General features: G+C 68.2%; 15 protein-coding genes. 7 read left to right on the forward strand and 8 right to left on the reverse strand.

The features are described 5' to 3' along the window. Positions 1 to 25: 25 nt before the first annotated feature. Positions 26 to 907: a PhzF family phenazine biosynthesis protein gene (locus tag AC6CH2_RS14680; RefSeq protein WP_498269855.1), complete on the reverse strand. Its 882-nt coding sequence runs from the start codon at positions 905 to 907 to the stop codon at positions 26 to 28. 295 nt (positions 908 to 1,202) lie between these two features. Here AC6CH2_RS14680 and AC6CH2_RS14685 point away from each other — a divergent pair, with 295 nt between their 5' ends. The 4 genes from AC6CH2_RS14685 to AC6CH2_RS14700 all read left to right on the forward strand — a co-directional run bounded on the left by AC6CH2_RS14685 (position 1,203) and on the right by AC6CH2_RS14700 (position 7,691). Next, positions 1,203 to 3,803, forward strand: coding sequence for a bifunctional aspartate kinase/diaminopimelate decarboxylase (locus AC6CH2_RS14685; RefSeq protein ID WP_498269856.1), 2,601 nt, complete (start codon positions 1,203 to 1,205; stop codon positions 3,801 to 3,803). 127 nt (positions 3,804 to 3,930) lie between these two features. Then, positions 3,931 to 5,292, forward strand: a complete 1,362-nt coding sequence (gene murL, locus AC6CH2_RS14690) for a UDP-N-acetyl-alpha-D-muramoyl-L-alanyl-L-glutamate epimerase (RefSeq protein WP_498269857.1) — start codon at positions 3,931 to 3,933, stop codon at positions 5,290 to 5,292. Then, on the forward strand, positions 5,273 to 6,673 hold the full coding sequence (gene murD / locus AC6CH2_RS14695) for a UDP-N-acetylmuramoyl-L-alanine--D-glutamate ligase (protein ID WP_498269858.1): 1,401 nt from the start codon (positions 5,273 to 5,275) through the stop codon (positions 6,671 to 6,673). Before murL ends, murD begins: the two co-directional genes overlap by 20 nt. Positions 6,674 to 6,893: 220 nt before the next feature. Next, a complete protein-coding gene (locus AC6CH2_RS14700) occupies positions 6,894 to 7,691 on the forward strand; it encodes a dienelactone hydrolase family protein (protein ID WP_498269859.1) in 798 nt (265 codons plus the stop codon). A gap of 1,292 nt (positions 7,692 to 8,983) precedes the next feature. On the opposite strand, the gene AC6CH2_RS14705 is transcribed toward AC6CH2_RS14700, so the two are convergent. Beyond that, entirely contained in the window at positions 8,984 to 9,961 is a 978-nt protein-coding gene (locus tag AC6CH2_RS14705; RefSeq protein ID WP_498269860.1) for a polyprenyl synthetase family protein, read from the reverse strand. Positions 9,962 to 10,683: 722 nt separating this feature from the next. Between AC6CH2_RS14705 and ssb the strand changes: the two genes are divergently transcribed. Beyond that, on the forward strand, positions 10,684 to 11,211 hold the full coding sequence (ssb, locus tag AC6CH2_RS14710) for a single-stranded DNA-binding protein (protein WP_498269861.1): 528 nt from the start codon (positions 10,684 to 10,686) through the stop codon (positions 11,209 to 11,211). A 189-nt stretch (positions 11,212 to 11,400) separates the two neighbouring features. Further along, positions 11,401 to 11,796, forward strand: a complete 396-nt coding sequence (locus AC6CH2_RS14715) for a DUF5946 family protein (RefSeq protein ID WP_498269933.1) — start codon at positions 11,401 to 11,403, stop codon at positions 11,794 to 11,796. Positions 11,797 to 11,925: 129 nt separating this feature from the next. On the opposite strand, the gene AC6CH2_RS14720 is transcribed toward AC6CH2_RS14715, so the two are convergent. The 6 genes from AC6CH2_RS14720 to AC6CH2_RS14745 all read right to left on the reverse strand — a co-directional run bounded on the left by AC6CH2_RS14720 (position 11,926) and on the right by AC6CH2_RS14745 (position 20,432). After that, on the reverse strand, positions 11,926 to 14,421 hold the full coding sequence (locus AC6CH2_RS14720; RefSeq protein ID WP_498269862.1) for an aminotransferase class V-fold PLP-dependent enzyme: 2,496 nt from the start codon (positions 14,419 to 14,421) through the stop codon (positions 11,926 to 11,928). A 561-nt stretch (positions 14,422 to 14,982) separates the two neighbouring features. Further along, on the reverse strand, positions 14,983 to 16,110 hold the full coding sequence (gene nagA, locus AC6CH2_RS14725; RefSeq protein WP_498269863.1) for an N-acetylglucosamine-6-phosphate deacetylase: 1,128 nt from the start codon (positions 16,108 to 16,110) through the stop codon (positions 14,983 to 14,985). Further along, positions 16,107 to 16,883, reverse strand: a complete 777-nt coding sequence (locus tag AC6CH2_RS14730) for a DeoR family transcriptional regulator (RefSeq protein WP_498269934.1) — start codon at positions 16,881 to 16,883, stop codon at positions 16,107 to 16,109. Before AC6CH2_RS14730 ends, nagA begins: the two co-directional genes overlap by 4 nt. 33 nt (positions 16,884 to 16,916) lie before the next feature. Continuing rightward, positions 16,917 to 18,257, reverse strand: coding sequence for a D-tagatose-bisphosphate aldolase, class II, non-catalytic subunit (locus tag AC6CH2_RS14735; RefSeq protein ID WP_498269864.1), 1,341 nt, complete (start codon positions 18,255 to 18,257; stop codon positions 16,917 to 16,919). Between the two features lie 56 nt (positions 18,258 to 18,313). Continuing rightward, the gene (locus tag AC6CH2_RS14740) at positions 18,314 to 19,285 is read right to left on the reverse strand and encodes an ROK family protein (RefSeq protein WP_498269865.1); all 972 of its coding nucleotides are present in this window, start codon (positions 19,283 to 19,285) and stop codon (positions 18,314 to 18,316) included. After that, a complete protein-coding gene (locus tag AC6CH2_RS14745) occupies positions 19,278 to 20,432 on the reverse strand; it encodes an SIS domain-containing protein (protein WP_498269866.1) in 1,155 nt (384 codons plus the stop codon). Before AC6CH2_RS14745 ends, AC6CH2_RS14740 begins: the two co-directional genes overlap by 8 nt. Positions 20,433 to 20,752: 320 nt before the next feature. Between AC6CH2_RS14745 and AC6CH2_RS14750 the strand changes: the two genes are divergently transcribed. Then, the gene (locus AC6CH2_RS14750; RefSeq protein ID WP_498269867.1) at positions 20,753 to 24,106 is read left to right on the forward strand and encodes a TIM-barrel domain-containing protein; all 3,354 of its coding nucleotides are present in this window, start codon (positions 20,753 to 20,755) and stop codon (positions 24,104 to 24,106) included. Positions 24,107 to 24,301: the final 195 nt, after the last annotated feature.

The raw sequence follows: 24,301 nt of genomic DNA on the forward strand, positions 1-24,301 counted from the left end.
CCGCCACCCGCCACCCGCATCGCGCTCAGCGCCAGTCGATCTGGCCGCGCACCACGTTGCTGACCCGGCCGCCCGACCAGACTTCGCCGTCGCCGTCGACCCGCAGTTGCAGGCGCGCATCGAAGCCGACTTCGCGGCCCTGGCTGACGGTGTAGCGGCCGTCGCGGCCGGGCAGGGCGCCGTTGTGGTTGAGCCAGGCGGCGAGGGTGGCGTTGGCCGCGCCCGAGGCGGCGTCCTCGAACTGCGCCGGCGCGCCGACGAAGGCGCGCACGACCAGGTCGTAGTCCTGGCCGGCGTCGGCGCGTGCGAACGCGCACAGGCCCATGCTCTCGGTGGCTTCGGCCAGACGGCCGATCGCGGCCCAGTCCGGGGTCGCGGCGCGCAGGGCCGTTTCGTCGCGCAGTTCGGCCAGCCACCAGCGTCGTCCGCCGTCCATCAAGGCCGGCGGCAGGGCGCCCAGCGGCAGCCCGCGCAGGGTTTCGGCCAGGCGCGGGTCGCCGGCGGTAGCGGTTTCCAGCACCCGCGCGCGCGGCGTGCGCACGGCGATGGTGCGGGCGTCGCCGTCGCCGTCGACCGACAGCGGCAACAGGCCGACCACGCCCTCCTGGAGCAGGTGGCCGTCGACCGGCGCGGCCAGGCCGGCCTCGAGCACCACGCAGGCGGTGCCGACGCTCGGGTGGCCGGCGAACGGCACCTCGCGGCGCGGGCTGAACATGCGGATGCGGTAGCTGGCGCCGGGCTGGGTCGGCGGGAACACGAAGGTGGTCTCGGGCAGGCGGGTCCAGCGGGCGATGGCCTGCATGGCGTCGTCGTCCAGGCCTTGCGCGTCGAGGACCACGGCCAGCGGATTGCCGGCGCCGGGGCGGTCGGCGAACACGTCCAGTTGCAGATAGCGGCGTTGCGTCATTTCGGTTGGGGTTCCGAAGAGTCCGTGCAGGTGGCGGTACACAGGCGGTGAGGGCGGCAGGGCCCGGAATACAGCGTCGGGAACACGCTCGTGAGCCGGCAGGTTTCGACTAGAATCGTCGCTTCGTGCCCGGGCTCCCGGGCGAGCGCGTGATTCTAGGCGCGACGAGCCTGCAAGTGTGGAATCCCGCGGCGGCCGGACAGGCCGGTTGCGGGCCGATTTAGTTGCAACTGAATCTAGCCGCTCCGGCAGCGTGCCGGGGCGTACGACGAATGGAACGACAACCGAGGAATACGTGGTGGCGCAAGCGACAGGCTGGGTGGTGCTCAAGTTCGGTGGTACTTCGGTATCCCGCCGCAACCGTTGGGACACGATCGGGCGCTTGGCCTCGAAACGTATGCACGAGGAAGGCCGCCGCGTCCTCGTGGTGGTCTCGGCGTTGTCGGGCGTGACCAACGAATTGCAGGCGATCGCCTATGCGCCGGCCGGCCAGGACGAAGGCTTCGCGGCGCGTTTCGCGAGTCTGGTCGAGCGCCATAGGGCGTTCTGCGGCGAACTCGAGCTCGATCCAGACGCGGTGCTCGGCGAACGCCTGGCGAAACTGATCGCACTGGAAACCGATCCGCGCGCGGCCAGCCGCGCGCTGGACTGGCAGGCCGAAGTGCTGGGCCAGGGCGAACTGCTGTCCTCGACCATCGGCTCGGCCTACCTGCGTTCGCAGGGGCACGACTTCGGCTGGTGCGATGCGCGCGACTGGCTCGATGCGGTGTCGCTGCCGAACGCCAGCGACTGGGCCCAGCGTTTGTCGGTGAACTGCCGCCACCAGGGCGATACCGGGTTCGGCGAGCGCTTCGATGCGCAGCCGACCGCGATGCTGATCACCCAGGGCTTCATCGCCCGTCACGGCGACGGCGGCACCGCGATCCTCGGCCGCGGCGGTTCCGATACGTCGGCCGCCTATTTCGGCGCCCTGCTGAAAGCGCAGCGGGTGGAAATCTGGACCGACGTGCCGGGCATGTTCAGCGCCAACCCGCGCGAAGTGCCGGACGCGCGCCTGCTCGCGCGGCTGGACTACGCCGAAGCGCAGGAAATCGCCACCACCGGCGCCAAGGTGCTGCACCCGCGCTCGATCGCGCCGTGCCGCGACGCCGGCGTACCGATGGCGATCCTCGACACCGAGCGCTTCGACCTGCCGGGCACGCGCATCGATGCCAGCGCGGTCACCGTGCCCGGGGTCAAGGCGATCAGCCGCCGCAACGGCATCGTGCTGGTGTCGATGGAAAGCATCGGCATGTGGCAGCAAGTCGGCTTCCTCGCCGACGTGTTCGAGCGCTTCAAGCGCCACGGCCTGTCGATCGACCTGATCGGCTCGTCGGAAACCAACGTCACCGTCTCGCTCGACCCGAGCGAGAACCTGGTCAGCAGCAACGTGCTCGAAGCGCTGTCGGCCGACCTGGCCGAGGTCTGCCGGGTCAAGGTGATCGCGCCGTGCGCGGCGATCACCCTGGTCGGGCGCGGCATGCGTTCGCTGCTGCACCGTTTGTCCGACATCTGGGCGGCGTTCGGGCGCGAGCGCGTGCACCTGATCTCGCAGTCGTCGAACGACCTCAACCTGACCTTCGTCATCGACGAGGCCGACGCCGACGGGCTGCTGCCGCATCTGCACCACGAGCTGATCCGCAGCGGCGCGATGCCGGTGCGCGACGACAGCGTGTTCGGGCCGAGCTGGCGCGAAATCGCGCACGGCAAGCCGCAGCGCGCGGCGGCCTGGTGGCAGGGCAAGCGCGAGCGCCTGCTCGCGATGGCCGAAACCGGCACGCCGCGCTATGTCTACGACCTGGCGACGGTGCGCGAGCGCGCCCGCTCGCTGATCGGCACCGAAGCGGTCGACCGCTGCTTCTATGCGATGAAGGCCAATTCGCACCCGGCGATCCTCAAGGCCATCGTCGGCGAAGGCTTCGGCCTGGAGTGCGTGTCGCTGGCCGAGATCGAACGCGTGTTCGCCGCGGTGCCGCACATGGCGCCGGAGCGGGTGCTGTTCACTCCGAGCTTCGCCCCGCGCCACGAGTACGAAGCGGCGCTGCAGCGCGGGGTGATCGTCACCCTCGACAACATCGAAGCGCTGAAGCGCTGGCCCGAGGTGTTCCGGGGCCGCACGCTGTGGCTGCGCCTGGACCTCGGCCACGGCGAAGGCCATCACGAAAAAGTGCGCACCGGCGGGGTCGCGGCCAAGTTCGGCCTGCCGCTGTCGCGCTTCGATGCCTTCGTCGAGGAAGCGCGCAAGCTCGGCGTGCGCATCAGCGGCCTGCATGCCCACCTCGGCAGCGGCATCGACGACCCGCAGCACTGGCGCGGCGTCTACGCCAGCCTGGCCGGGCTGGCCGACAGCGTCGGCACCATCGAGACCATCGACATCGGCGGCGGCCTGCCGATCGCCTACACCCCGGAAGCGCCGCAGTTCGACCTGGCGCAATGGCGCGCCGGCCTGGAAGAGATCAAGGCCGCCTATCCGCGCTACGGTCTGATCATCGAGCCGGGCCGTTACCTGGTCGCCGAATGCGGCGTGTTGCTGCTCGGCGTGACCCAGGTGATCGAGAAGGACGGCGTGCTGCGCATCGGCTGCGATGCCGGTATGAACGCCCTGATGCGCCCGGCCATGTACGAGGCCTACCACGGCATCCACAACCTCAGCCGTTTCGAGGATGGGCAGACCGCGACCTTCGACGTGGTCGGCCCGGTCTGCGAAAGCAGCGACGTGCTCGGACGCGCACGCCTGATGCCGGCCGCGACCGCCGAGGGCGACACGATCCTGGTCGCCGATGCCGGCGCCTACGGCATGGCCATGGCCAACACCTACAACCTGCGCGCGCTGCCGGTGGAGGAAGTGATCGAATGATCCTCGCCGGCACCTCGCGCTCGCGCCTGAGCGCACCCAAACCCCTGTTCGGATATCTCCCGGCGCTGTCGCAGGCCCGGCGTGTTTTCCGGTTTATCGCTGCAACCGCGCCCGCCGGAGCCGACGCATGATCCCGACCCAGAGTTCCTTCAAAGCCGACGTGTTCCGCTTCGTGCGTTGCGGGCTCGACGCCGCCACCGGCGTCGCCGAACTCGTCTACGCTTTCGACGACGGTCCGGAACTGATCGAGACCATCACCGTGCCGGGCGCGCCGTTCGCTCTGGCCGGCGCGCGTGCGCACGCGGTCGAACGCGCCCTGCGCCTGCTGCACCTGATCGCCGGCGTGAGCTATTACAAGGCGGCGGTGCCCGGGACCATCCGCATCGACTCGTATGCGATCGATGCCGAGACTGCGGCGCTGCTGGAGTTGATCTACGTCAACGGCCTGGGCGAGTTCGCCTACCGCAACGGGCTGAACCTGCACGGCAAGATCCGGTTTCCGGTCGAGGCCGCCGCGGCCGACGCCAAGGCGGCCCCGCTCGGCCTGAAACCGCACGCCCTGGTCGCGATCGGCGGCGGCAAGGACTCGCTGGTCAGCATCGAGGCGCTGCGCACGCTCGGGGTCGAACAGACCGTGACCTGGATCGGCGGCTCGCAACTGATCGCCGCCTGCGCCCAGCGCACCGAGTTGCCGACCCTCAACCTCGGCCGCGCGCTGGCGCCGCAGTTGTTCGAGCTCAACCGCCAGGGCGCCTACAACGGGCACATCCCGGTGACGGTGGTGAACTCGGCGATCATGGTCCTGGCCGCGTTGCTGCACGGCGTCGACCAAGTGGTGTTTTCGAACGAACGCTCGGCCAGTTACGGCAGCCTGATCGAAGGCACCGGCGAGGTGAATCACCAGTGGTCGAAGGGCTGGGCCTGCGAGCAGGCCTTCGGCGACTACGTCCAGCACCGCGTCGCCGCCGACCTGCATTACTACTCGCTGCTGCGCCCGCTCAGCGAGCTCGCGGTGGCGCGCCAGTTCGCCCGCACCGACCGCTACGACACCCACTTCAGCAGTTGCAACCGCAACTTCCACATTCTCGGCGAGCGTCCCGCCAGCCGCTGGTGCGGAGTCTGCCCGAAGTGCCATTTCGTGTTCCTGGCGCTGGCGCCGTTCATGCCCAAGCCGCGTCTGGTCGGCATCTTCGGCCGCAACCTGCTCGACGACCCGGCCCAGACCGGCGGCTTCGACGCGCTGCTGGAATACCGCAACCACAAGCCGTTCGAATGCGTCGGCGAAGGCCGCGAGTCGCGCGCGGCGATGGCGGCGCTGGCCGAGCGTCCGGAATGGCGCGAGGACACCCTGGTCGAACGCTTCGCCCGCGAGATCCGCCCGCAACTCGGCGGCGACGACCTGCGCATCGAACCGCTGCTGGTGCCGGACGACGAACAGCGCCTGCCGCCGGCACTGTGGGAGCGGCTGCGTGCGCATTTCGCAGCTTGACGGGCAGCGCGTCGCGCTGTGGGGCTGGGGCCGCGAAGGCCGCGCGGCGTATCAGGCGATCCGTTCGCGCCTGCCCGAGCTGGCCCTGACCCTGTTTTGTCCGGCCGATGAAGCCGCCGACGCGCGCGGCTTGAACGATGCCCGCCTGGCGATCGAGACCGCCGCCACCGCCGAACGCCTGAGTGCGTTCGACTGGGTGGTCAAGTCGCCCGGCATCAGCCCGTACCGCGCCGAAGCATTGGCCGCGGCCGAGCAGGGCACCCGTTTCATCGGCGGTACCGCGCTGTGGTTCGGCGAGCATGCCGATGCGCGCACCATCTGCGTAACCGGCACCAAGGGCAAGAGCACCACCACCTCGCTGCTCGCGCATCTGCTGCGCGCCGATGGCCACCGCACTGCGCTGGCCGGCAACATCGGCCTGCCCTTGCTCGAAGTGCTGGACCCGGCGCAGCCGCCGGAGTTCTGGGCGATCGAACTGTCGAGCTACCAGACCGGCGACGTCGCCGCGGGCGGGGCCCGTCCCGAGGTCGCGATCGCCCTCAATATCTACCCCGAACACCTGGACTGGCACGGCTCCCAGGCGCGCTACGTCGAAGACAAACTGCGCCTGCTGACCGCGAGCAAGCCGAAGATCGCGGTGTTGAACGCCAACGACGCGGTGCTCGCCGGCCTCGACCTGCCCGACAGCGAGGTCCGCTGGTTCGGCCGCGAAGACGGCTGGCATCTGCGCGGCGACGTGCTGTGGCGCGGCGCGCGCGAAGTCATGGACACCTCGGCTCTGCCGCTGCCCGGCCGCCACAACCGCGGCAACCTGTGCGCAGTGCTGACCGCAATCGAAGCGCTCGGCGTCGACGCCGTGCCGCTGGCGCCGCACGCGGCGAGCTTCCGTCCCCTGCCGCACCGGTTGCAGCCGCTCGGCGAGCGCGAGGGCCTGGTCTACGTCAACGACTCGATCAGCACCACGCCGCACGCCAGCCTGGCCGCGCTCGACTGCTTCGCCGGTCGCCGCATCGCGATTCTGCTGGGCGGCCACGATCGCGGCATCGACTGGCAGGTGTTCGCCGACGCGATGCGCCGGCAGGCGCCGGTCGCGATCGTGACCATGGGCGAGAACGGCCCGCGCATCCACGAACTGCTGGCCTCGATCGCGGCGCAGTCCGACTTCCGCCTGTCCGCGGCCAAGGACCTCGCCGAGGCGATGGCCCAGGCCCAGGCGGCGTTGCGCGCCGACGGCGGCGAGGACGGGGTGGTGCTGTTGTCGCCGGGCGCGCCGAGCTACGGCCCCTACCGCGACTACGTCGCCCGCGGCCGCCATTTCGCCGAACTGGCCGGCTTCGACCCGGACTCGATCAGTGCGATTGCCGGGCTGGGCATTGGTTAAGGCATTAAGGCAGGAACCAGTAATCAGAAACTAGGAACTAGTTTGAGTAGTGAGCGGGGCGCGGCCGCCGGAGCCGTCTTGGCCTTTGCCTTTACTCGTTCCTCGTTCCTAACCACTAGTTCCTAGTTTCTGATTACTAGTTCCTGGCCCCTAGCCATCACACACCAGGCAACCCAAACGCGCTAGTCTCCGGCGGACCTCGCCAACCCGGAGCCCTGCCATGCGCCGTCTCGCCCTTGCCTTGTCGCTCGTACTGTGCGCCTCGCCCGCGTTCGCGGCGATGCAGGCCAAGCCCGTGGAATGGAAGATCGGCGACGACAGCTTCAGCGGTGTGCTGGTCTACGACGACGTCAACAGGATCAAGCGCCCGGGCCTGGTGATGGTGCCGAACTGGATGGGCGTCACCGACGACGCGGTCAAGCTGGCCAAGAGCATCGCCGGCGACGACTACGTGGTGCTGGTCGCCGACGTCTACGGCAAGAGCGTGCGCCCGAAGGACAAGACCGAGGCCAAGGCCGCGGTCGGCAAGGCCTATGCCGATGGCGGCACCACCTTGCGCAAGCGCGTCGGCGAAGCGGTCGCGGCGTTGAAGGCGCAGGACAAGACCGCGCCGCTGGACGCCTCCAAGGTCGGCGCCCTGGGCTTCTGCTTCGGCGGCTCCGCCGCCCTGGAACTGGCCCGCACCGGCGCCAACCTGGCCGGCGTGGTCAGCTTCCATGGCGGCCTGAAGTCGCACCTGCCGAGCAACGGCGTCAAGGTCAACACTCCGCTGCTGGTGCTCAACGGCGCCGCCGACAAATCGGTGCCGCAGGAAGACATCGTCGCGTTCGAGAAGGAAATGAACGAAGCCGGCGCCGACTGGCAGTTCGTCAACTACAGCGGCGCGGTGCATTGCTTCTCGCAGATCGAGGATGCCGACAACCCGGTTGGCGACAACTGCCGTTACGACGAACGCGCGGCGCGTCGCTCGTTCCAGGCGATGCGTTCGTTCTTCGCCGAGCGGTTCGGCGCGAACTGACGGCGGCGCCGCTTCGCCTTCGAAGGGTAGGAGCGGCGCAAGCCGCGGCCGCGCCGCCTCGACCTCGCGGCGTTCGACCGTAGCCTTCTGTACGAGCGGCGTGAGCCGCGACCGCGATGCGTCAATCTTGCGCCGATGTCGACGGCGTCCGTCAGGGTAGGAGCGACGCAAGTCGCGACCGCGCCGCCTCGACCTCGCGGTTCGGCCGCAGCCTCCTGGAGGAGGCGTGAGCCGCGACCGCGATGCGTCAATCTCGCGGCGACGCCGATGGCAGCCCATCAGGGTAGGAGCGACGCAGGTCGCGACTGCGCCGTTGGCGGTTGTTGCGTCCCCGGCCGCAGAGCTTTGAAGCATCATCAACATCTAAAGCTTCCGTCCGCTGACGCGGCCGGGTTACTTTCTTTTGTCTAAAGCAACAAAAGAAAGGTAACCAAAGAAAAGTGCTTTTCTTTGAGTCAAAGGCCCGCGCGATCGGTGCCGACGCAGGGATGCTCCAGACAGGCCATCCATGGCCTGCTTGCGCACGGCCCGCATCCCTGCGGGCCGCCCTCCGGGTCTGCTTTTGACCGGCAAGGCAGAGGCGAAGATCAAAATCACGGCAACGGCGCCGCGTACCGTCCACTGTAGGAGCGGCGTAAGCCGCGACCGCGCCACCTCGCACCCGCGCCGGCGGCCGCAGATTCGCGGTCGCGGCTTGCGCCGCTCCTACCCCGGCGAAAGCGCGCCGTCTCGATGGGGGGCGTCGGCCTTATTGATTCTGCGCGCCCGAGGTCGCGGCTCACGCCGCTCCTACAGGGGACGTCGCCGCGCTCCGATGCACTATTACCGGCCTTGGCCTTGGCCTTGGCCTTGGCTTGGCGTCGCCGAGCACTCGCGAAGACAATCGAAGACCCGGAGGGCGGCGCGCAGGGATGCGCACCGTTTTTCATCGGGAAAAGGATGTCCCGTATGAAAAATCACCGCGGAGGCACCGCTCGTGCGGGCTTGTGATTCAAAGGAAAGCACTTTTCTTTGGTTACCTTTCTTTTGTTGCTTTAGACAAAAGAAAGTAACCCGCCGCTTTAGTGGCGGAAGCTTTGGGTTTGATCTTGATCTTGATCTTGATCTCGCTCGATGAGCGATGCGCCGCAGACCGTAACGGCGATGTCGCGGCTTGCGCCGCTCCTACCCTGGCGGGAGTGCGCCGCTTCGATGAGCGCTGTCGGCCTTGTCGATTCCGCGCGTCCCGCGGTCGCGGCTCACGCCGCTCCTACAGACAGAAGCTGACCTTCCACCGAACCACCCCCCGCGACTCAGTGGTCGCGGCTGACCGCATACCGCGCCAAACCCCGCAAGGCGGAGGTGTAGTCGTTCTCCTCCAGCGCATCCAATGCCGCCTCGGCGGCCGCGGCGTAATCGCAGGCGCGCTTGCGGCTGTAGTCGAGGCCGCCGGTGGCGTGGATCGCGGCCAATACTTCCGGCATCGCTTCGGTGTCGCCGTGCTCGACCGCGGCGCGCAGGCGCGCGCGGGTGGTGTCGTCGCTGTGGGCGATGGCGTGGATCAGGGGCAGGGTGGCCTTGCCTTCGGCGAGGTCGTCGCCGAGGTTCTTGCCCAGGGTCTGGGCGTCGGAGGCGTAGTCGAGCACGTCGTCGGCGATCTGGAAGGCGTAACCCAGGGCCATGCCGTAGTCGTGCATGCGCTGCTGCACCGCGGCGTCGGAGCCGGCGAGCACCGCGCCCAGGCGGGTGGCGGCGGCGAACAACACCGCGGTCTTGCGCTCGATCACGCGCAGGTAGGCGGTCTCGTCGGTGTCCGGGTTGCGCACATGCAATAGCTGCAGCACTTCGCCTTCGGCGATCTGGTTGGTCGTGTCGGCCAGGATCTTCATCACTTCCAGGCGGTCGAGTTCGACCATCAACTGGAAGCTGCGCGAATACAGGAAGTCGCCGACCAGCACGCTGGCGGCATTGCCCCAGACCGCATTGGCGGTCTTGCGCCCGCGCCGCAGGTCGGACTCGTCGACCACGTCGTCGTGGAGCAGGGTGGCGGTGTGGATGAATTCGACCACCGCGGCGAGCTGGTGCGCGTCCGGGCCCCGATGATTGAGGGCGCCGGCAGCCAGCAGCAACAGCATCGGCCGCAGGCGCTTGCCGCCCGCGCCGACGATGTACTCGGCGACCTGGTTGATCAGTACCACGTCGGAAGACAGGCGCCGGCGGATCAGCGCATCGACGGCCGCCATGTCGTCACGGGCCAGGGATTGAATGGTCGCCAGATCGGCGACGGACATGATCGTGGCGCTGGGAGGCATGGGACGGCCGAGTGGTTGGAATCGCGATTATAGAGTGTGAGCGCCGTCGAGCTTAAGCCCGAGCCCGAAGCTGTGAAGGCGGGGCGGTTTTGCCGACTGGGCCGGCGGGGCTTGCCGAACGCCGAAACCAGGCCGGGCCACCGATTCCGCGGCGGCCGGAGCGGGGGCGGGTCAAGGACCGGCGTTTGACCGTGCGTTCGGGCCGCCGCGACCGCGGCGCACAGCTCTTGCAGCGTATCCGGCCACAGCCCCTGTAGGAGCGACGCAAGCCCCGACCAAGGAACGCGCAGAGGCAACAGAGCCAGTGCCGCCGAGCGAAGCGATCGACTGTCGCCGGGTAGGAGCGGCGCAAGCCGCGACCGCCATGCGCGGCTTGCCGCGTAAGACGGATACCCCTGAGACAGGGCAGACAGACCTGGCCCGAGGCGCCCGCAACCGCCTCCGCCCGTCCAGCCCGGCTCCAGGCCGGCCTCCAGACCCCGCCGCGTCTCCAACGGAACCCGCTTACCCCAGACGCTCCCTCGAGCCCCAAACCCAAGCCAGCCAAGCCTCCAGCCCCTCCCGGCCCAGCCCGTCCCAAGCTCAATCCGGACATCCCCATCGGACAAACCCCACCCCAGGCCGCGCCGGGCTCCGATGGCGGGGGAGGCCGCTATAATCCATCATCCCGGCCGTACCCCCGGCAATTTGTAAGGAATCCCATGGCACGCGGCATCAACAAGGTCATCCTGGTCGGCAACCTCGGTAACGATCCTGAGACCAAATACACCCAGGGCGGCATGGCCGTGACCACCCTCAGCCTGGCCACCACCAGCGTCCGCAAGGACAAGGACGGCCAGACCCAGGAACGCACCGAGTGGCACCGGGTCAAGCTGTTCGGCAAGCTCGGCGAAATCGCCGGCGAATACCTGCGCAAGGGCCGCCAGGTCTATATCGAAGGCTCGATCCGCTACGACAAGTTCACCGGTCAGGACGGCGTCGAGAAGTACTTCACCGACATCATCGCCGACGAGATGCAGATGCTCGGCGGCGGCGACGCGGGCGGCGGTGGCGGCGAACGCCCCTCGCGTTCCTCCGGCGGCGGTGGCGAGCGTTCTGCGCGTCCGTCGGGTGGCGGCGGTGGCGGTTATGGCGGCGGACGCCAGGACTCCGCGCCGCGCCGCGAAGCGCCCCCGGCCAAGTCGAACGACTTCGGCGACGACTTCGCGGACGACGACATCCCGTTCTGAGTCGGCGCGCCGATCACTGCGTTCAAAGACGGGGGGCTTCGGCCTCCCGTTTTTTTTGCCCGCCGGATTGGGGCCGAGACCGGAGCGACGCAGCCTGCCTCGCCATCCGATCGGGTCGTCGCCCAAGACTATGAAATGATCCCGGACGTCTACCGACCCTGAACCCCGAGAGCCCCACTCGCGATGGCGATGGCAAGATGCTCCGGCTGCGCTGCCTGTTTCCCGAATGTTCCGGGCCCGACGCATCCGTATATGGAATCGTCGCCCGGGTGCTGGGCCGCCTTCGGCGACGTGCTTGCGCGTGAATACAGCGACCCGGTGTACTTCGACATCCATCGCCTGTCCGTAGACGCCTATGCGGTCCAGCACCCCGGGCGTCCGTGCCGGCAAAGCATCCAGTCCGTCGGCGTCCATCTGGTGCGTTTGCACCTGTTCCCGGAACAAGGGCTCGCCCCCGAAAAGGCGAATGCCGCGATGCTCGCTGCAGCCAAGGAAAACACAGCTGCATCTGGCTGGAGCCGCCGCAGTCGCGCGCGCGATCACCGTCGCAGACGTGGCCGGCACTCGATCGGTCAGCGACCGTAAGCAAGCGGTAAGGGACTGGGCGGCCTGCGCCTGGAGGCTTGGTCGATCCACCACGACTCGGTCCGGGAATGGGCATCGCGGTCGTGCGAGACGCTCAAACCCGGGGGGGCGCTCGGCGACTCCTGATCGCTATACCTCGCATTCGAGCGCATCTACCGCTGGCGGGGCGGAAGCTCTGCTCGCAGGGTAGTCGGTCAGGGCCTCTTCCAGCCGCGCAGCTTCGATGTTCATCAGGCCCTTGGCGAACAGGTAGAAGCGATAGGCATCCCGGAAGTTCGAGCCGAGACCGAAGGAGACACGGACGGCGCCGCAATTGCCCTTGTTGAGGATTTTGTCGTCGAAGGTCTTGCAGTCGAGGATCTTCTCGGTCTTGTCGAGCTCGCAATGCTCCGCACCGGCGGTGGTGTAGGTGGCCTGCTGCACCGCGCCGAGGTTGCAGAAACAGCCGTTGCGGACCGTGATGCCGAAAGTTTCGGCGACCCGCTTGACGAGGGCGTGCGGAAATACGGCGTTGTAGCAATCGAAGAAATTCAACATGATCGTCGCACCCTTGTGCTCGGACGCAGGGCCGTAGATGCGGCAGAGCGGGGTCTCGCCCTTGATGTCGTGCCGCAGCTCGAGCAGTCGCGCCTCGAGCCATCTCGCCAGCGCCGTTGAGCGCGCGCCGAGGTGTTCGAGTCCGTGGCGCGACAGGAACTCCAGCCCTTGGGCGATGGCATGGAACGACGCGTAGTTCGGCGTGCCGACCTCGAAACGCTTTTCGTCCTCCTGGTGCAGCAGTCGGTCGGTGGGAGACCACGGGCCCGAGTAGTAGCAGACCGAGCCGCCCGCGAAGGACGGCGGGGTCAGCTTGCGCAGCGACGACCGCTTGCCGATCAGGCACCCGGCCCCGGTCGGATAGCCGAACATCTTGTAGAAGGAAATCGCGATGAAGTCCGGGTGATGCACGGAACAGTCCAAGACGGATTGGGGAACGAAGGCTGCCGCGTCGCACAGCACCATGGCGCCATGCGCTTGTGCGAGCCGGATCCACTCCAGGCTGTGTTTCGCGCCGGTGGCGTTGGACTGCGCGGGGTAGGCCAGCAGGTGCGGATGACCCGGAGCGAGGTTCTCCAGCGAGCGTCGCATCGAGCTGTCGAGAATCCGCAGATCCTTGTCCAGCGGGATGTACTTCACTGAAGCTCCCTTGGACTTCGCATATTCCCGGAGCCCGTGAACCGAGGTGTGGTTGTCCTTGGTGAGCAGGACTTCCGAGCCGGGCTCGAAAGGAAAGGACTCCGCCACCAGCCGGATGGCGGCGCTCGCATTGGCGGTGAACAGGATTTCGTACTCATCCGGCGCGCAACGAAAGAACCGGAATATTTCCGCGCGGGCCTTCTCGTAGGCTTGGCCGGACGACCTGGAACCGCTGTGCGGATTGCCGAGGATGGTGTTCCTGAGCACGCGATAGTCGTCCTCGATAAGGCTCTCGGGCGCGAGCGTGCCGCCCACATGGTCCAGGTAAGTGGCCTCATGGACGTCCAGCCGCGAGAAATCGCTTCGGCGCAAGGCTTCGACTTCGGCTTCAGGGTAGGCCGGGTACTCGGCCAGGAAGCCCGCCTTCATCGCCTGAAAAGTTCCCGCCTGATAAGTCCCCGACAGGCGGGAGCCTTCGAGTTGGAGCGATCGGTCCTGATCGTCGGCCGGTTCCGGCCTCATGCGGCTGAAAGCGCTCAGCTCGGAAAAATCGGGCCCCAAGCTCGAAGCGACGAACTCCTTGCAGGCCTGATCGACCTGCCCGCGCACCAGCCAGGCCTTGACCTGGTAGTGCCGCGTGGGCACTTGCGCGCGGAACTCCGCGAGCATCGTGTCCAGATACCCCTCTCGAGCGGAGCGGTCGCATTGGTTGAACTCTTCCAGGAGGATGCAGGCATTGAAGAGAAACTCGCGGGTGTCCGCGTCGTCCAGGTAGAACGTCAGGGGGCATGAGGTCTGTACCTCGTCGACTCCCCGACAAAGGCCCTCGAGCGCGAAGGCGTGGGTGATGGGGGTGGGATCGCTCAGGCTGAGCGCCGCCTCCATGATGGCGGACGGGGTTCCGAAGTGCTTCTGCGATTGGAGCCGCGCAAGGTCGAACAACTCGTTGTAATGAAAGACGGTGCCGTAGATCTTTCCGCCGGGACGCAGCACCCGCTTGAACTCCCGTGCGACCCGCGCCTTATCCGGCGGGAACATCAGTCCGAAGCCGCAGACGATGATGTCGAAGCTGTCGTCCGCAAACGGCATTTCCGCCATGTCCACGTCGGAATGGAAGGCGACGTTTCGTCTGAGCTCCTCGCCGACCACCTTCTTGGCCATATCGATGGCGATCCTCGACAGATCGGTGGCGACGAGCCGTATGTCGAGTGGTTTGGCCAGGTCTTCGTAGAGATGGGTGGTGATGCGGCCGGTCCCGCAAGCGACTTCGAGAATGTTCGCAGGCGGCGCTTCCGCGCGGATGTCCTTGCGAATCTCCCGGACGAGCAGTTCACCGTAGGGCTTGAAGAGCCGGGGGCCGAGGACGCGCTCGTAAAACTCCGTGAACGTACTGAGCGACCATTTCTGGTCCGACACCGTTTTACAGTGGTGCTGCGTGGCGTTATTCATTGCGGGCTCCCGACGGCGCGAACGCTTCCTGGAAAGCTGGATTTTTCGCGCAGTGGGCAGCTCATCCGCCGAGAAACGCGCCCGTGGGGTCGGTGCCGTCGGTCGCCCGCCACCTGTCCGCTCTTACGCGCACACTTGTACGAAACTTCCTTGCCTGACCGATAAGCGCAAGAGGAGACTCGGGCGCGATGGATAGCGTCGCGAGTTTGGTCCGATGCAGGTTTATCGGGCGTGGGTATGAAGCGTTGTGATGCGGGTTCTACTTCGCCGCTCACTCACCGACGCTCACGCCGATCTCCCGCGGGTTTGCGTCTGGGCTCCGCGGATACCTGCGATTTTCCACTGGAGCATTCACGAAATGCGGGATTTCAGGGTCGCGCCGATCGCCGTCCAGTTCGGGTCGGGGGCTTTCGAAAGTCCTCGCCGATGATCTTCACGATCGCGGCGGGGCGATCGTCCGCGTTTGTCCGCGGACGGGCGTGCGGTTACATATCGCCAGTGGCTCTGCGTCGAAGGCGGTGCGCGCCCGGCAAGCAAGACAATCGAGGGGAGGTCGCCGAATCAGGACAGGTCGATCTCGCGCCCGGCAACCACCACCCGCACCACCCGCAACTGAGCATCCAACACCACCAGGTCCGCGCAAGCCCCAGGCGCCAGCCGGCCGCGGTCGCTCAGGCCGAGATAGTCGGCGGGAAAGGTGGATACGCGGTGCGCGGCATCGGCGAGGTCCAGGCCGACTTCGACCAGGTTGCGCAGGGCTTGGTCCATGGTCAGTGCGCTGCCGGCGAGCGAGCCGCTGGCGAGGCGCACGCAGCCGAGGCATTTGTGCACGCGCTGCGAGCCGAGTGCGTATTCGCCGTCGGGCATGCCGGTGGCGGCGGTGGCGTCGGTGACCGCATACAGGCGCGGGATGGCGCGCACTGCGAGGCGGATGGCGCCGGGGTGCACGTGTTGCAGGTCGGGGATCAGTTCGGCGTATTCGGCGTGGGCGAGGGCGGCCGCAGCGATGCCGGGCCGGTAGTGGTCGACGCCGGTCATGCCGTTGAACAGATGGGTGAAGCCGGCGGCGCCGGCGCGCAGTGCGGCCAGGCCTTCTTCGTAAGTGCCGGCGCTGTGGCCGATCTGGACGCGGATGCCGAGCGTGTTCAAGCGCGGGATGAGCTCAGTGTGGCCGCCGATTTCCGGGGCCAGGGTCAGCACCCGGATCGGCGCCAGCGCGTGCAGGCGCTGCACGGATTCGAAGGTGGCTTCGACGGTCAGCGGCGGCTGCGCGCCGAGACGCTGCGGGCTGATGAAGGGGCCTTCCAGGTGCACGCCGAGTATCTGCGCCGCGTCCGGGTCGGGTGCGGCGATAGCGGCGGCCAGGCCGCGCAAGGCGTGGACGATGTCGGCCTCGGCGGCGGTCATGGTCGTGCCCAGCAACGCGGTGGTGCCGTGCCGCACGTGGGTGCGCGCGATGGTGCGTGCGGCGTCGCCTCCCTGCATCAGATCGACGCCGGCGGCGCCGTGCACGTGCAGGTCGATGAAGCCGGGCAGGACGATGAGTTCGTCGCCGGCGGCGTCCGCATCGGTGCTCGCTGCGAATGGGCCCTCCTCGATCGCGCGAATCCTGTGATCGAAGCCGATGCGTCCGCGACGCCAGCCTTCAGCGGTCAGGATGCGGCCTTGCAGGCAGCGCAGTTCGGTCACGGCAGTGGCTCGGCGATGATCAATTCGATGCCCCGTTGCTCCAGGCCCTCGCGGTAGCGGTCGTCGATGCCGGCATCGGTAATGATGGCGTGGACCTGGTCGAGGTGGGCGATGCGGTGCAGGCTGACCCGGCCGAACTTCGACGCGTCGGTCAGCACCACGATGCGGCGCGCGCGTTCGACCATGCGGTGGTTGAGGCGGGCTTCGGCTTCGTCGTGGGTGGTCAGGCCGAACTGCAGGTCCAGGCCGTCGACGCCGAGGAACAGGGTGTCGAAGCTGTAGGCGGTCAGGCTGGCCTCGGCCTGGCTGCCCTGCAGCGACAGCGATTGCTTGCGCAGCAATCCGCCGGTCAGCAGCACGTCCACGCCGGGGGCGTTGGCGAGTTCCCAGGCGATGTTGAGGCCGTTGGTCATCACCGCGACGTCGCGATGACCGCGCAGGTGGCGGGCCAGGGTCATGGTGGTGGAGCCGGAATCGATGATGATGTTGTCGCCGGCCTGCACCAGTTGCGCGGCGCGCGCGCCGATGCATTCCTTCAGCGGCAGGTTCAGCGCGTCTTTCTCGTGGATGTCCTGTTCCTGCGGCGGCGTGCGCACCAGGGTGGCGCCGCCGTGGGTGCGGGTGGCCAGACCCTGCGATTCGATATGGCTGAGGTCGGCGCGGATGGTCACCGCCGACACCTCGAACTGCTCGACCAGCTCGGCGACCTGCACCGAGCCGTGTTCGACCAGGCGCTGCAGGATCTGTTGCCGGCGCGAGCGGGTATTGCGTATGGCCATTTCTGGATCCGCGGGAAGAAGCGAAGATCAGCCGTTCGCCGCGGCGTCGGCCGTGGCCTGCGTGCGCTCGCCGGCCGCTCGCTCGCCGGCAGCGTTCGAAGCGCAGGCGCGGGCGTACTCGTCCAGGCACAGGCCGATGCGGTGGCGGACCAGGGCTTCGGGGGTTTTGGCCAAGGTTCCGGCGCGCACCGCGCGGTATTGCTCGGGCAGGTATTGGCTGAGCAGGAATGCCGGCGGCGCATGCGCGCGCAGGTTGTCGAACAGGCGCTGCACTGCGGCGACCAGGGCCGGTTCGCCCCAGTAATAGCGGCAGCGGTCGCTGAGCGCGTACAGGCGCAGCAAGTGCAACTCGCGCTCGTCGCCGTGGTAGTGCTGCTGCCAGTGCTTCGGGTTGTCGAGCATGCAGCGCTCCAGCACCTGCGGCACGGCCGAGCATCGCTCAGGCGGCAGCAGTTCGGCCTCGATCGCGGCCAGCGCGAACAGCGCCTCGCGGTAGGCGAAAGTCGCGGCCGGGCCGACCTTGAGGATGGCGAAGTGGTCGCGCACCAGCGCGTGCAGGCCGGATTCGCGCTGGTAGTCGGTGGAGTGCGCTTCGAACACGATGCGCGGCTGGCGTTCGAGGAAGTCGGCCAGGTCTGCGGCCGCAGCCGGGTCGTAGTCGTGCACGCTGCTGTGGTCGAAGTCGACGCCGGGCTGCACCACCATCGCGATCACCCGCTCCCAGGCGCCGGCCAGATCGGGTGCGGCGAAAGCCTCGCGGTGGATGATCAGGGTCTGTTCGGCCGCCTGCGGCGTGGTGACCGCGAGGCCGCCGGCCAGCGAGGCTTCGCCGCCGGGCACCGGCACTTCGGTGCCGATCACGTACACCGGCGGCGGCAGGCCGTGTTCGGCGGCGGTGCGTTCGGCGATGCGCGCCAAATCGGCCGAACGCGCGGCGACGGTGGCGTCGGCGAGCGGGGTCGGGTCGTCCGCGCAGGACATGCTGCAGTCCAGGTGGATCTTGTGGAAGCCGGCCGCGACATAGGCCTCGATCAATACCCGCGCATGCGCCATCGCTTCATCGGCCGGGCGCTTCTGCCAGGCATTGGGGCCGAGGTGGTCGCCGCCGAGCACCAGCCGTTCCACCGGGAAGCCTTCATCGCGCGCCAGGCCCAGCACGTAGTCGCGGTACTGCGACGGGGTCATGCCGGTGTAGCCGCCGAACTGGTCGACCTGGTTCGAGGTCGCTTCGATCAGCAGCAAGGTGTCGTGACGGCGGGCCACGTCCATCGCGGCGCGCAGCACCAGTTCGTTGCTGCAGCACACGCTGTATAGACCGACACTGCAGCCCTGGCGGTGGGAGGCGATCAGCGATTGCACGGGCGACATGGGGAACTCCAACGCGGTCGAAACGACGTAGCAAAGACGAGACAGACGAGATGAATTCAGGACAAAGCCGGGCGCCAGGCCAGCAGCGCCGCGCCGCGCGCGCCGCCGGCGCCGCCGAAACGCGGCGGCACGATCGGCGGCACCTGCACGCCGGCGAACAGATGCGCGGACACCGCGGCCGGCAGCACGTCGTACAACGGCGCGTGTTGCGACAGGCCGCCGCCGAGCACGATCACGTGCGGGTCGAGTGCGAGCACCAACGCGGCCAGGCTGTGGCCGAGCAGGTCGAGATGGACGGCCAGGACCTCGCGGGCACGCGCATCGCCGGCGTCGGCCTGGGCGAACACTGCGCCGGCATCGACGGCGTCGCCGCCGAAGTGCTGATGCAGCGCGACCAGGCCGCTGCCGGAGACATAGCGCTCGACGCAGCCGCGCAGGCCGCAGGCGCAGTCCAGCACCGGCAGGCCGTGACGCTGCAGCAGATGCGCCGGCACGCTCCAGTGGCCCCATTCGCCGGCCAGGCCGTTGAAGCCGGCTATCAGACGGCCGTGCAGGCAATAACCGCCGCCGGCGCCGGTGCCGAGGATCGCGCCGAACATGCTCGGGTAGCCCTCGGCGGCGCCGCCGTGGGCTTCGGACAAGGCGAAGCACTGCAAGTCGTTGCCGAAGTGCAGCGGCCGCCGCAGCCGCGCCTGCAGGTCGGCGGCGACGCTGTGGCCGGTCAGGGCCGGCACGTTGGCGCTGAGCTGGCGGCCGCTGCGGCGGTCGCGCACGCCGGGCAGGGCGATGCCGATCGCGGTGTCGACGAGCCCCAGGTCGGCGTCGGCCGCGGCCACCAGCGCCTCCAGCGCGGCCAGGAATGCGGCGTAGTCGCCCTGCGGCGTGGCGATGCGCCGGCGATGGCGCACCTCCAGCGCGGCATCGCAGGCGACCAGTTCGATCTTGGTGCCGCCGATGTCGATGCCGTAGCAGATCGCCGCGGGCGATGCGTCGGCGATCGATGCTTCTGCGATGGGTGCTTCAGCCATGGTGGATGGTGACGCCCTTGACCACCCGGTTGACGGTGCCGTCCGGGAAGGGGTTGTCGGGCGTCAGGCCGAGCGCGGCCGAGCGCTGCAAAGCGTACATCTGCGCGAAGCTCAGCCACACCGGCGCCAGCCAAGTGTCGTCCAGCGCCGGCACGCGCAGGGTGTGGTCGTCGTCCGCGCCGATGTCGGCATGCGGGCCGATCGCCAGCACCCGTCCGGCGATGCCGTCGCGGCGCAGTTCGTCGAGCAGGTCTTGCTCGTAGCGGCGCGCCAGGGCGTGAGCGCTGCGCACCACCACCACCAGGGTGTCGCCGTCGAGCGTGGATTTGGGGCCGTGGCGGAAGCCCAGCGGCGTGTTGGCCAAGGCCAGCACGCGTCCGGCGGTGAGTTCGAGCAGCTTCAGCGCGGCTTCGCGCGCCAGCGCTTCGAGCGGGCCGCTGGCCAGATAGATGACACGGTGGAACGGACGTTGCGCCAACGTCGCGGCGGGTGCGTCCCACTGCGCCAGACCTTCCCGCACCAAGCCGGCCAGTTGCGGCAGGCGTTCGATCCGCTGCGGCCATGGCGCGTCGTCGAACACGCTCAGCGCCGCCAGCAGCATGCAGGTCAGGCTGCTGGTCATGGCGAAGGCGCGGTCGCAACTCGCCGCCGGCATCAGCAGGGTGCAGGTGTCCTCGCGGCCGGCGCCGCGCTTGGCCAGTTCGCCTTCCGGATTGCAGGTGATGTCGAGAAAGCGCGCGTGCTCGACTTCGGCGCGCAGCAGTTCGACCGCGGCCACGCTCTCCGGGCTGGAGCCGCTGCGGGCGAACGACACCAGCAGGGTGGGGCGGTCGCGTTGCAGGTACAGCGACGGATGGGTCAGCAAGCTGGTGGTATGCACGGCGCGCACTTCGGCGGGCCACTGCGCGTTGATCCGGTCGGCGACCAGGTCGGCGATGAAGCCCGAGCTGCCGGCGCCGGTGAACAGCACGCGCTGGCGCGGGTCGTCGAGGCAATCGCCGAGGAAGGCCTGCACGCGTTCGCCGGCCTGCGCCAGATCTTCGGCCAGACGGTTCCACAAGGCCGGTTGCTGGGCGATTTCGGCGGCGGTGTCGGCTCCGCCCAGGCGCTGCCAGGCGGAGGAGTCGGAGAGCGGAGTGACGTCCATGGATGATTCCTGTTGAGCGAGGGCACGATCTGTGTTTTCTTTCGGAATGTCAATTATCGAAAGTAAAACAAAAGAAATAGACCGAATTCGCTTAGTGATCGACTGCTCCGAAATAAAACGAAAGATTCGCTTGGGTCGGCTTTCGTTGCAGGCTTAATGGGGTTTTTCGCTGACTTTGGAAAGTATTGCGGTGCACAAACTTTCGTTTCACAAAATAATTTCTTCCTTTTTTCTTTCAATTCATTGACAGCTTTCGAAAGCCTGCCCTAGAGTCGGCCGCAGCACATTTTTATGCCCGACGAGCGGGCGCTGGGGGCAAGGTGGAATTCCGCGTGTGTCGTCCGCGACTGTCGATTGCGATCCTCGCCGCGCTGGCCGCGTCGGCGCTGCCGGTCGCGGCCGAGCCGGTCGGCAACCTGCGCGCGGTGCGCGCCGCGGCCGGCGCGACGCCGGGTTGGGAGCTGAGCACCGACACCGGCAGCGTGGTGCGCATCGAGGTCCTGGCCGACGACATCGTGCGGGTGCAGGCCGGGCGCCGCGGCAAGTTGTCGCCGGCCGGCGACAAGGCCGCGCCGATCGTGCTGCCGCAGCCGGCGGAAAAAATCGCTGCGGCGTTGGAAGAAGACGACGCCGAAGTGCGCGTGCGCACCGGCGCCCTGGTGCTGCACGTTCAACGGCAACCGCTGAAATTGCGGCTGGAGCGGATCGACGGCGAGCGCCGCACGCCGCTGTGGCAGGAACTGCAACCGCTCGACCTCGACGCCGCGCAGAGCGTGCAAGTGCTGTCTTCGCAGGCCGACGAGGCGTTCTACGGCGGCGGCCAGCAGAACGGCCGCTATCAGTTCAAGGGCCGAGAACTGGAAGTGTCTTATTCCGGCGGCTGGGAAGAAGGCGATCGCCCGAGCCCGGCGCCGATGCTGTTGAGCTCGCGCGGCTGGGGCATGTTGCGCAACACCTGGAGCGACGGCAGCTACGACCTGCGCCAGTCCGACCAGGCCACCTTGCTGCATCGCGAGGATCGCTTCGACGCGTATTACTTCGTCGGCGAACTGCCGCGCTTGCTCGAGCGGTACACCCGGCTGACCGGCCGTCCCGGATTGTTGGCGCGCTGGGCGCTGTCGTACGGCGATGCCGATTGCTACAACGACGGCGACAACGGCAAGAAGCCCGGCACCGTGCCGGAAGGCTGGCACGACGGTCCCACCGGCACTACGCCGGACGTGGTCGACAGCGTCGCGCGCCAGTATCGCGAACACGACATGCCCGGCGGCTGGATCCTGCCGAACGACGGTTACGGTTGCGGCTACAAGCAACTGCCGGAAACCGTGAAGGGCCTGGCCAAGTACGGTTTCCGCACCGGCCTGTGGACCGAGAACGGCGTCGACAAGATCGCCTGGGAAGTCGGCACCGCCGGCAGCCGGGTGCAGAAGCTCGACGTGGCCTGGACCGGCAAGGGCTATCAGTTCGCGATGGACGCCAACCAGTCGGCGTTCAACGGCATCCTCCACAACTCAGACTCGCGCCCGTTCCTGTGGACGGTGATGGGCTGGGCCGGCATCCAGCGTTATGCGGTGGCCTGGACCGGCGACCAGAGCGCGAGCTGGGACTACATCCGCTGGCACGTGCCGACCCTGATCGGCTCGGGCCTGTCGGGCATGGCCTATGCCACCGGCGACGTCGACGCGATCTTCGGCGGCAGCGCCGAGACCTACACCCGCGATCTGCAGTGGAAGGCGTTCACCCCGGTGCTGATGGGCATGTCGGGCTGGTCGTCGAATGCGCGCAAGCACCCGTGGTGGTTCGACGAGCCGTACCGCAGCATCAACCGCGATTACCTGAAGTTGAAGATGCGGCTGACGCCGTACATGTACGGCCTGACCCAGCAGGCCGCGCAGACCGGCGCGCCGCCGGTGCGCGGGTTGATGTGGGATTATCCGCAGGACCCGCACGCTCAGGATGAGGCCTACAAGTATCAGTTCCTGCTCGGCCGCGACCTGCTGGTGGCGCCGGTCTACCGCAGCCAGGCCGCCAGCCGCGGCTGGCGACGCGGCATCCATCTGCCGGCCGGCCGCTGGATCGATTATTGGGACGGGCGCAGCGTGCAGGCCGGCGCTGCCGGTCGCGAACTCGACCGCCAGGTCGACCTCGCCACCTTGCCCTTGTTCGTGCGCGCCGGTGCGATCCTGCCGATGCACCCGGCAATGCTGTTCGACGGCGAGAAGCCGCTCGACGAGATCACCTTCGACCTGTATCCGCAGGGCGAATCGCAGTACGCGATGTACGAGGACGACGGCAACACCCGTCGCCATGAACACGGCGAGTCGAGCACCCAGCAGGTGCGCATGAGCGCGCCGGCGCAGGGCAGCGGCCCGGTGACGGTGCGCATCGAGGCGGTGCAGGGCCAGTACCGAGGCCAGTTGCCGCAACGCCGCTATGTCTTGCGGGTGCTGAGCCGGCAGACACCGCGGGCGGTGTCGCTGGACGGGCGCGCCTTGCCGCAGCTGGCCGATGCCGCGGCGCTGCAAGCGGCGAGCGAGGGTTGGTATTTCGATGCGGCCGATCGCAAGGGCAGCGTGCACGTGCGCACCGCGGTCACCGACATCCGCAAGCCTCTGGAGTTCGCGCTGGACATCCCGGTCGCCGCGGCCGCGGCCGACGACGCGTTCCCGGCGGCGCCGGCGCAGGGCCGCGCCTTGCCGTCCGACAGCCTGCTGGTGGTCAACCGCCCCGCGGAAGAGCCCGGTCACGCGCTGGAGAATGCGTTCGACGACGACCCCAAGACCTGGTTCCGCAGCGTGCGTAACCAAGCTGTGCGCACCGGCGCGCACGAATGGACGGTGGGCTTCGGCGAACGCAAGTTGATCGACGGCATCGAGCTGGCGCCACGCAACGACAAGAACTGGAAGCACGGCCAGGTGCGCGACTACGAGGTCTACCTCGGCGACAGCAACGGCGAGTGGGGCCAGCCGGTCGCGCACGGCCGCCTGCAACTGAAGCAGGAGCTGCAGCGCATCGACTTCCCGGCCCGTGCCGGCCGCCTGTTGCGTTTCCGCGTGCTCAGCGTCCAGAACCCCGAGGGCGACGGCGCCTCCAGCACCGACCCGATGGTGACCGCCGCCCAGGGCAGCGCGGCGCGCGCGGTCGATGCCTTGCAACCGCGCGACGTCGGCCCGATCGCGCTGTCGAGTTTCCACATCCTCGAACACCAGGAGCCGGAGCGGCCGGCACAGCAGCGCTATCTCTCCGAGCTGCCGTTGCCGGCCGCGCTGGCCGGGCAAGCGCGCGCCGATCGCGCCTTCCACGGCGACGCCGGGCTGCGCATGAACGGCCTGCTGTTCCGCCGCGGCCTGGGCGTCGGCCCGAGCAGCCGCATCGACCTGCGCTTGCAAGGCCAGTGGCGTCTGCTGCGCGCCGACCTCGGCATCGACGATGCCTGTCGCGCCGCCGGCGGCCTGCAGTTCCAGGTCTGGGGCGACGACCGACTGCTCTACGACAGCGGACTGGTGAAAGCGCCCGGCGTGGTCAAGCCGGAGCTCGACATCCGCGGCCTGTCTTCGCTGAGCCTGCGCACCTTGGGCGCGCAGGGCAGCCAACCCGCCCAGGTCTGCGCGAACTGGGCCAACGCCGCGCTGATCGGCCAGGAAGGCGACAGCGTCAGCATCCTCCCGCCCTGAGCCCAGCGAGCACTCGACCCTAAACGCCAACGCCAGAAGCACCCGATTCGAACATCCGACCCGAGCACCCGACACCCGCTAAGTACATCGAATACCCGCCGCCGAATACCTGCCACTGAATACGTAACACCGCTCCTCCCCCCGCCCACACCGACTGCGGCCCTTTGGCCGTGGCCCGGGATCGCTGTTGCCTTT

Source organism: Lysobacter sp. GQ73, from assembly GCF_059758755.1.

Bases quoted from the DNA above. Each gene is read 5' to 3' on its own strand.
- AC6CH2_RS14680 (WP_498269855.1), bottom strand. From the start codon at position 907: ATGACGCAACGCCGCTATCTGCAACTGGACGTGTTCGCCGACCGCCCC.
- murL (WP_498269857.1), top strand. From the start codon at position 3,931: ATGATCCCGACCCAGAGTTCCTTCAAAGCCGACGTGTTCCGCTTCGTG.
- AC6CH2_RS14700 (WP_498269859.1), top strand. From the start codon at position 6,894: ATGCGCCGTCTCGCCCTTGCCTTGTCGCTCGTACTGTGCGCCTCGCCC.
- AC6CH2_RS14705 (WP_498269860.1), bottom strand. From the start codon at position 9,961: ATGTCCGTCGCCGATCTGGCGACCATTCAATCCCTGGCCCGTGACGAC.
- ssb (WP_498269861.1), top strand. From the start codon at position 10,684: ATGGCACGCGGCATCAACAAGGTCATCCTGGTCGGCAACCTCGGTAAC.
- AC6CH2_RS14715 (WP_498269933.1), top strand. From the start codon at position 11,401: ATGGCAAGATGCTCCGGCTGCGCTGCCTGTTTCCCGAATGTTCCGGGC.
- AC6CH2_RS14720 (WP_498269862.1), bottom strand. From the start codon at position 14,421: ATGAATAACGCCACGCAGCACCACTGTAAAACGGTGTCGGACCAGAAA.
- AC6CH2_RS14735 (WP_498269864.1), bottom strand. From the start codon at position 18,257: ATGTCGCCCGTGCAATCGCTGATCGCCTCCCACCGCCAGGGCTGCAGT.
- AC6CH2_RS14740 (WP_498269865.1), bottom strand. From the start codon at position 19,285: ATGGCTGAAGCACCCATCGCAGAAGCATCGATCGCCGACGCATCGCCC.
- AC6CH2_RS14745 (WP_498269866.1), bottom strand. From the start codon at position 20,432: ATGGACGTCACTCCGCTCTCCGACTCCTCCGCCTGGCAGCGCCTGGGC.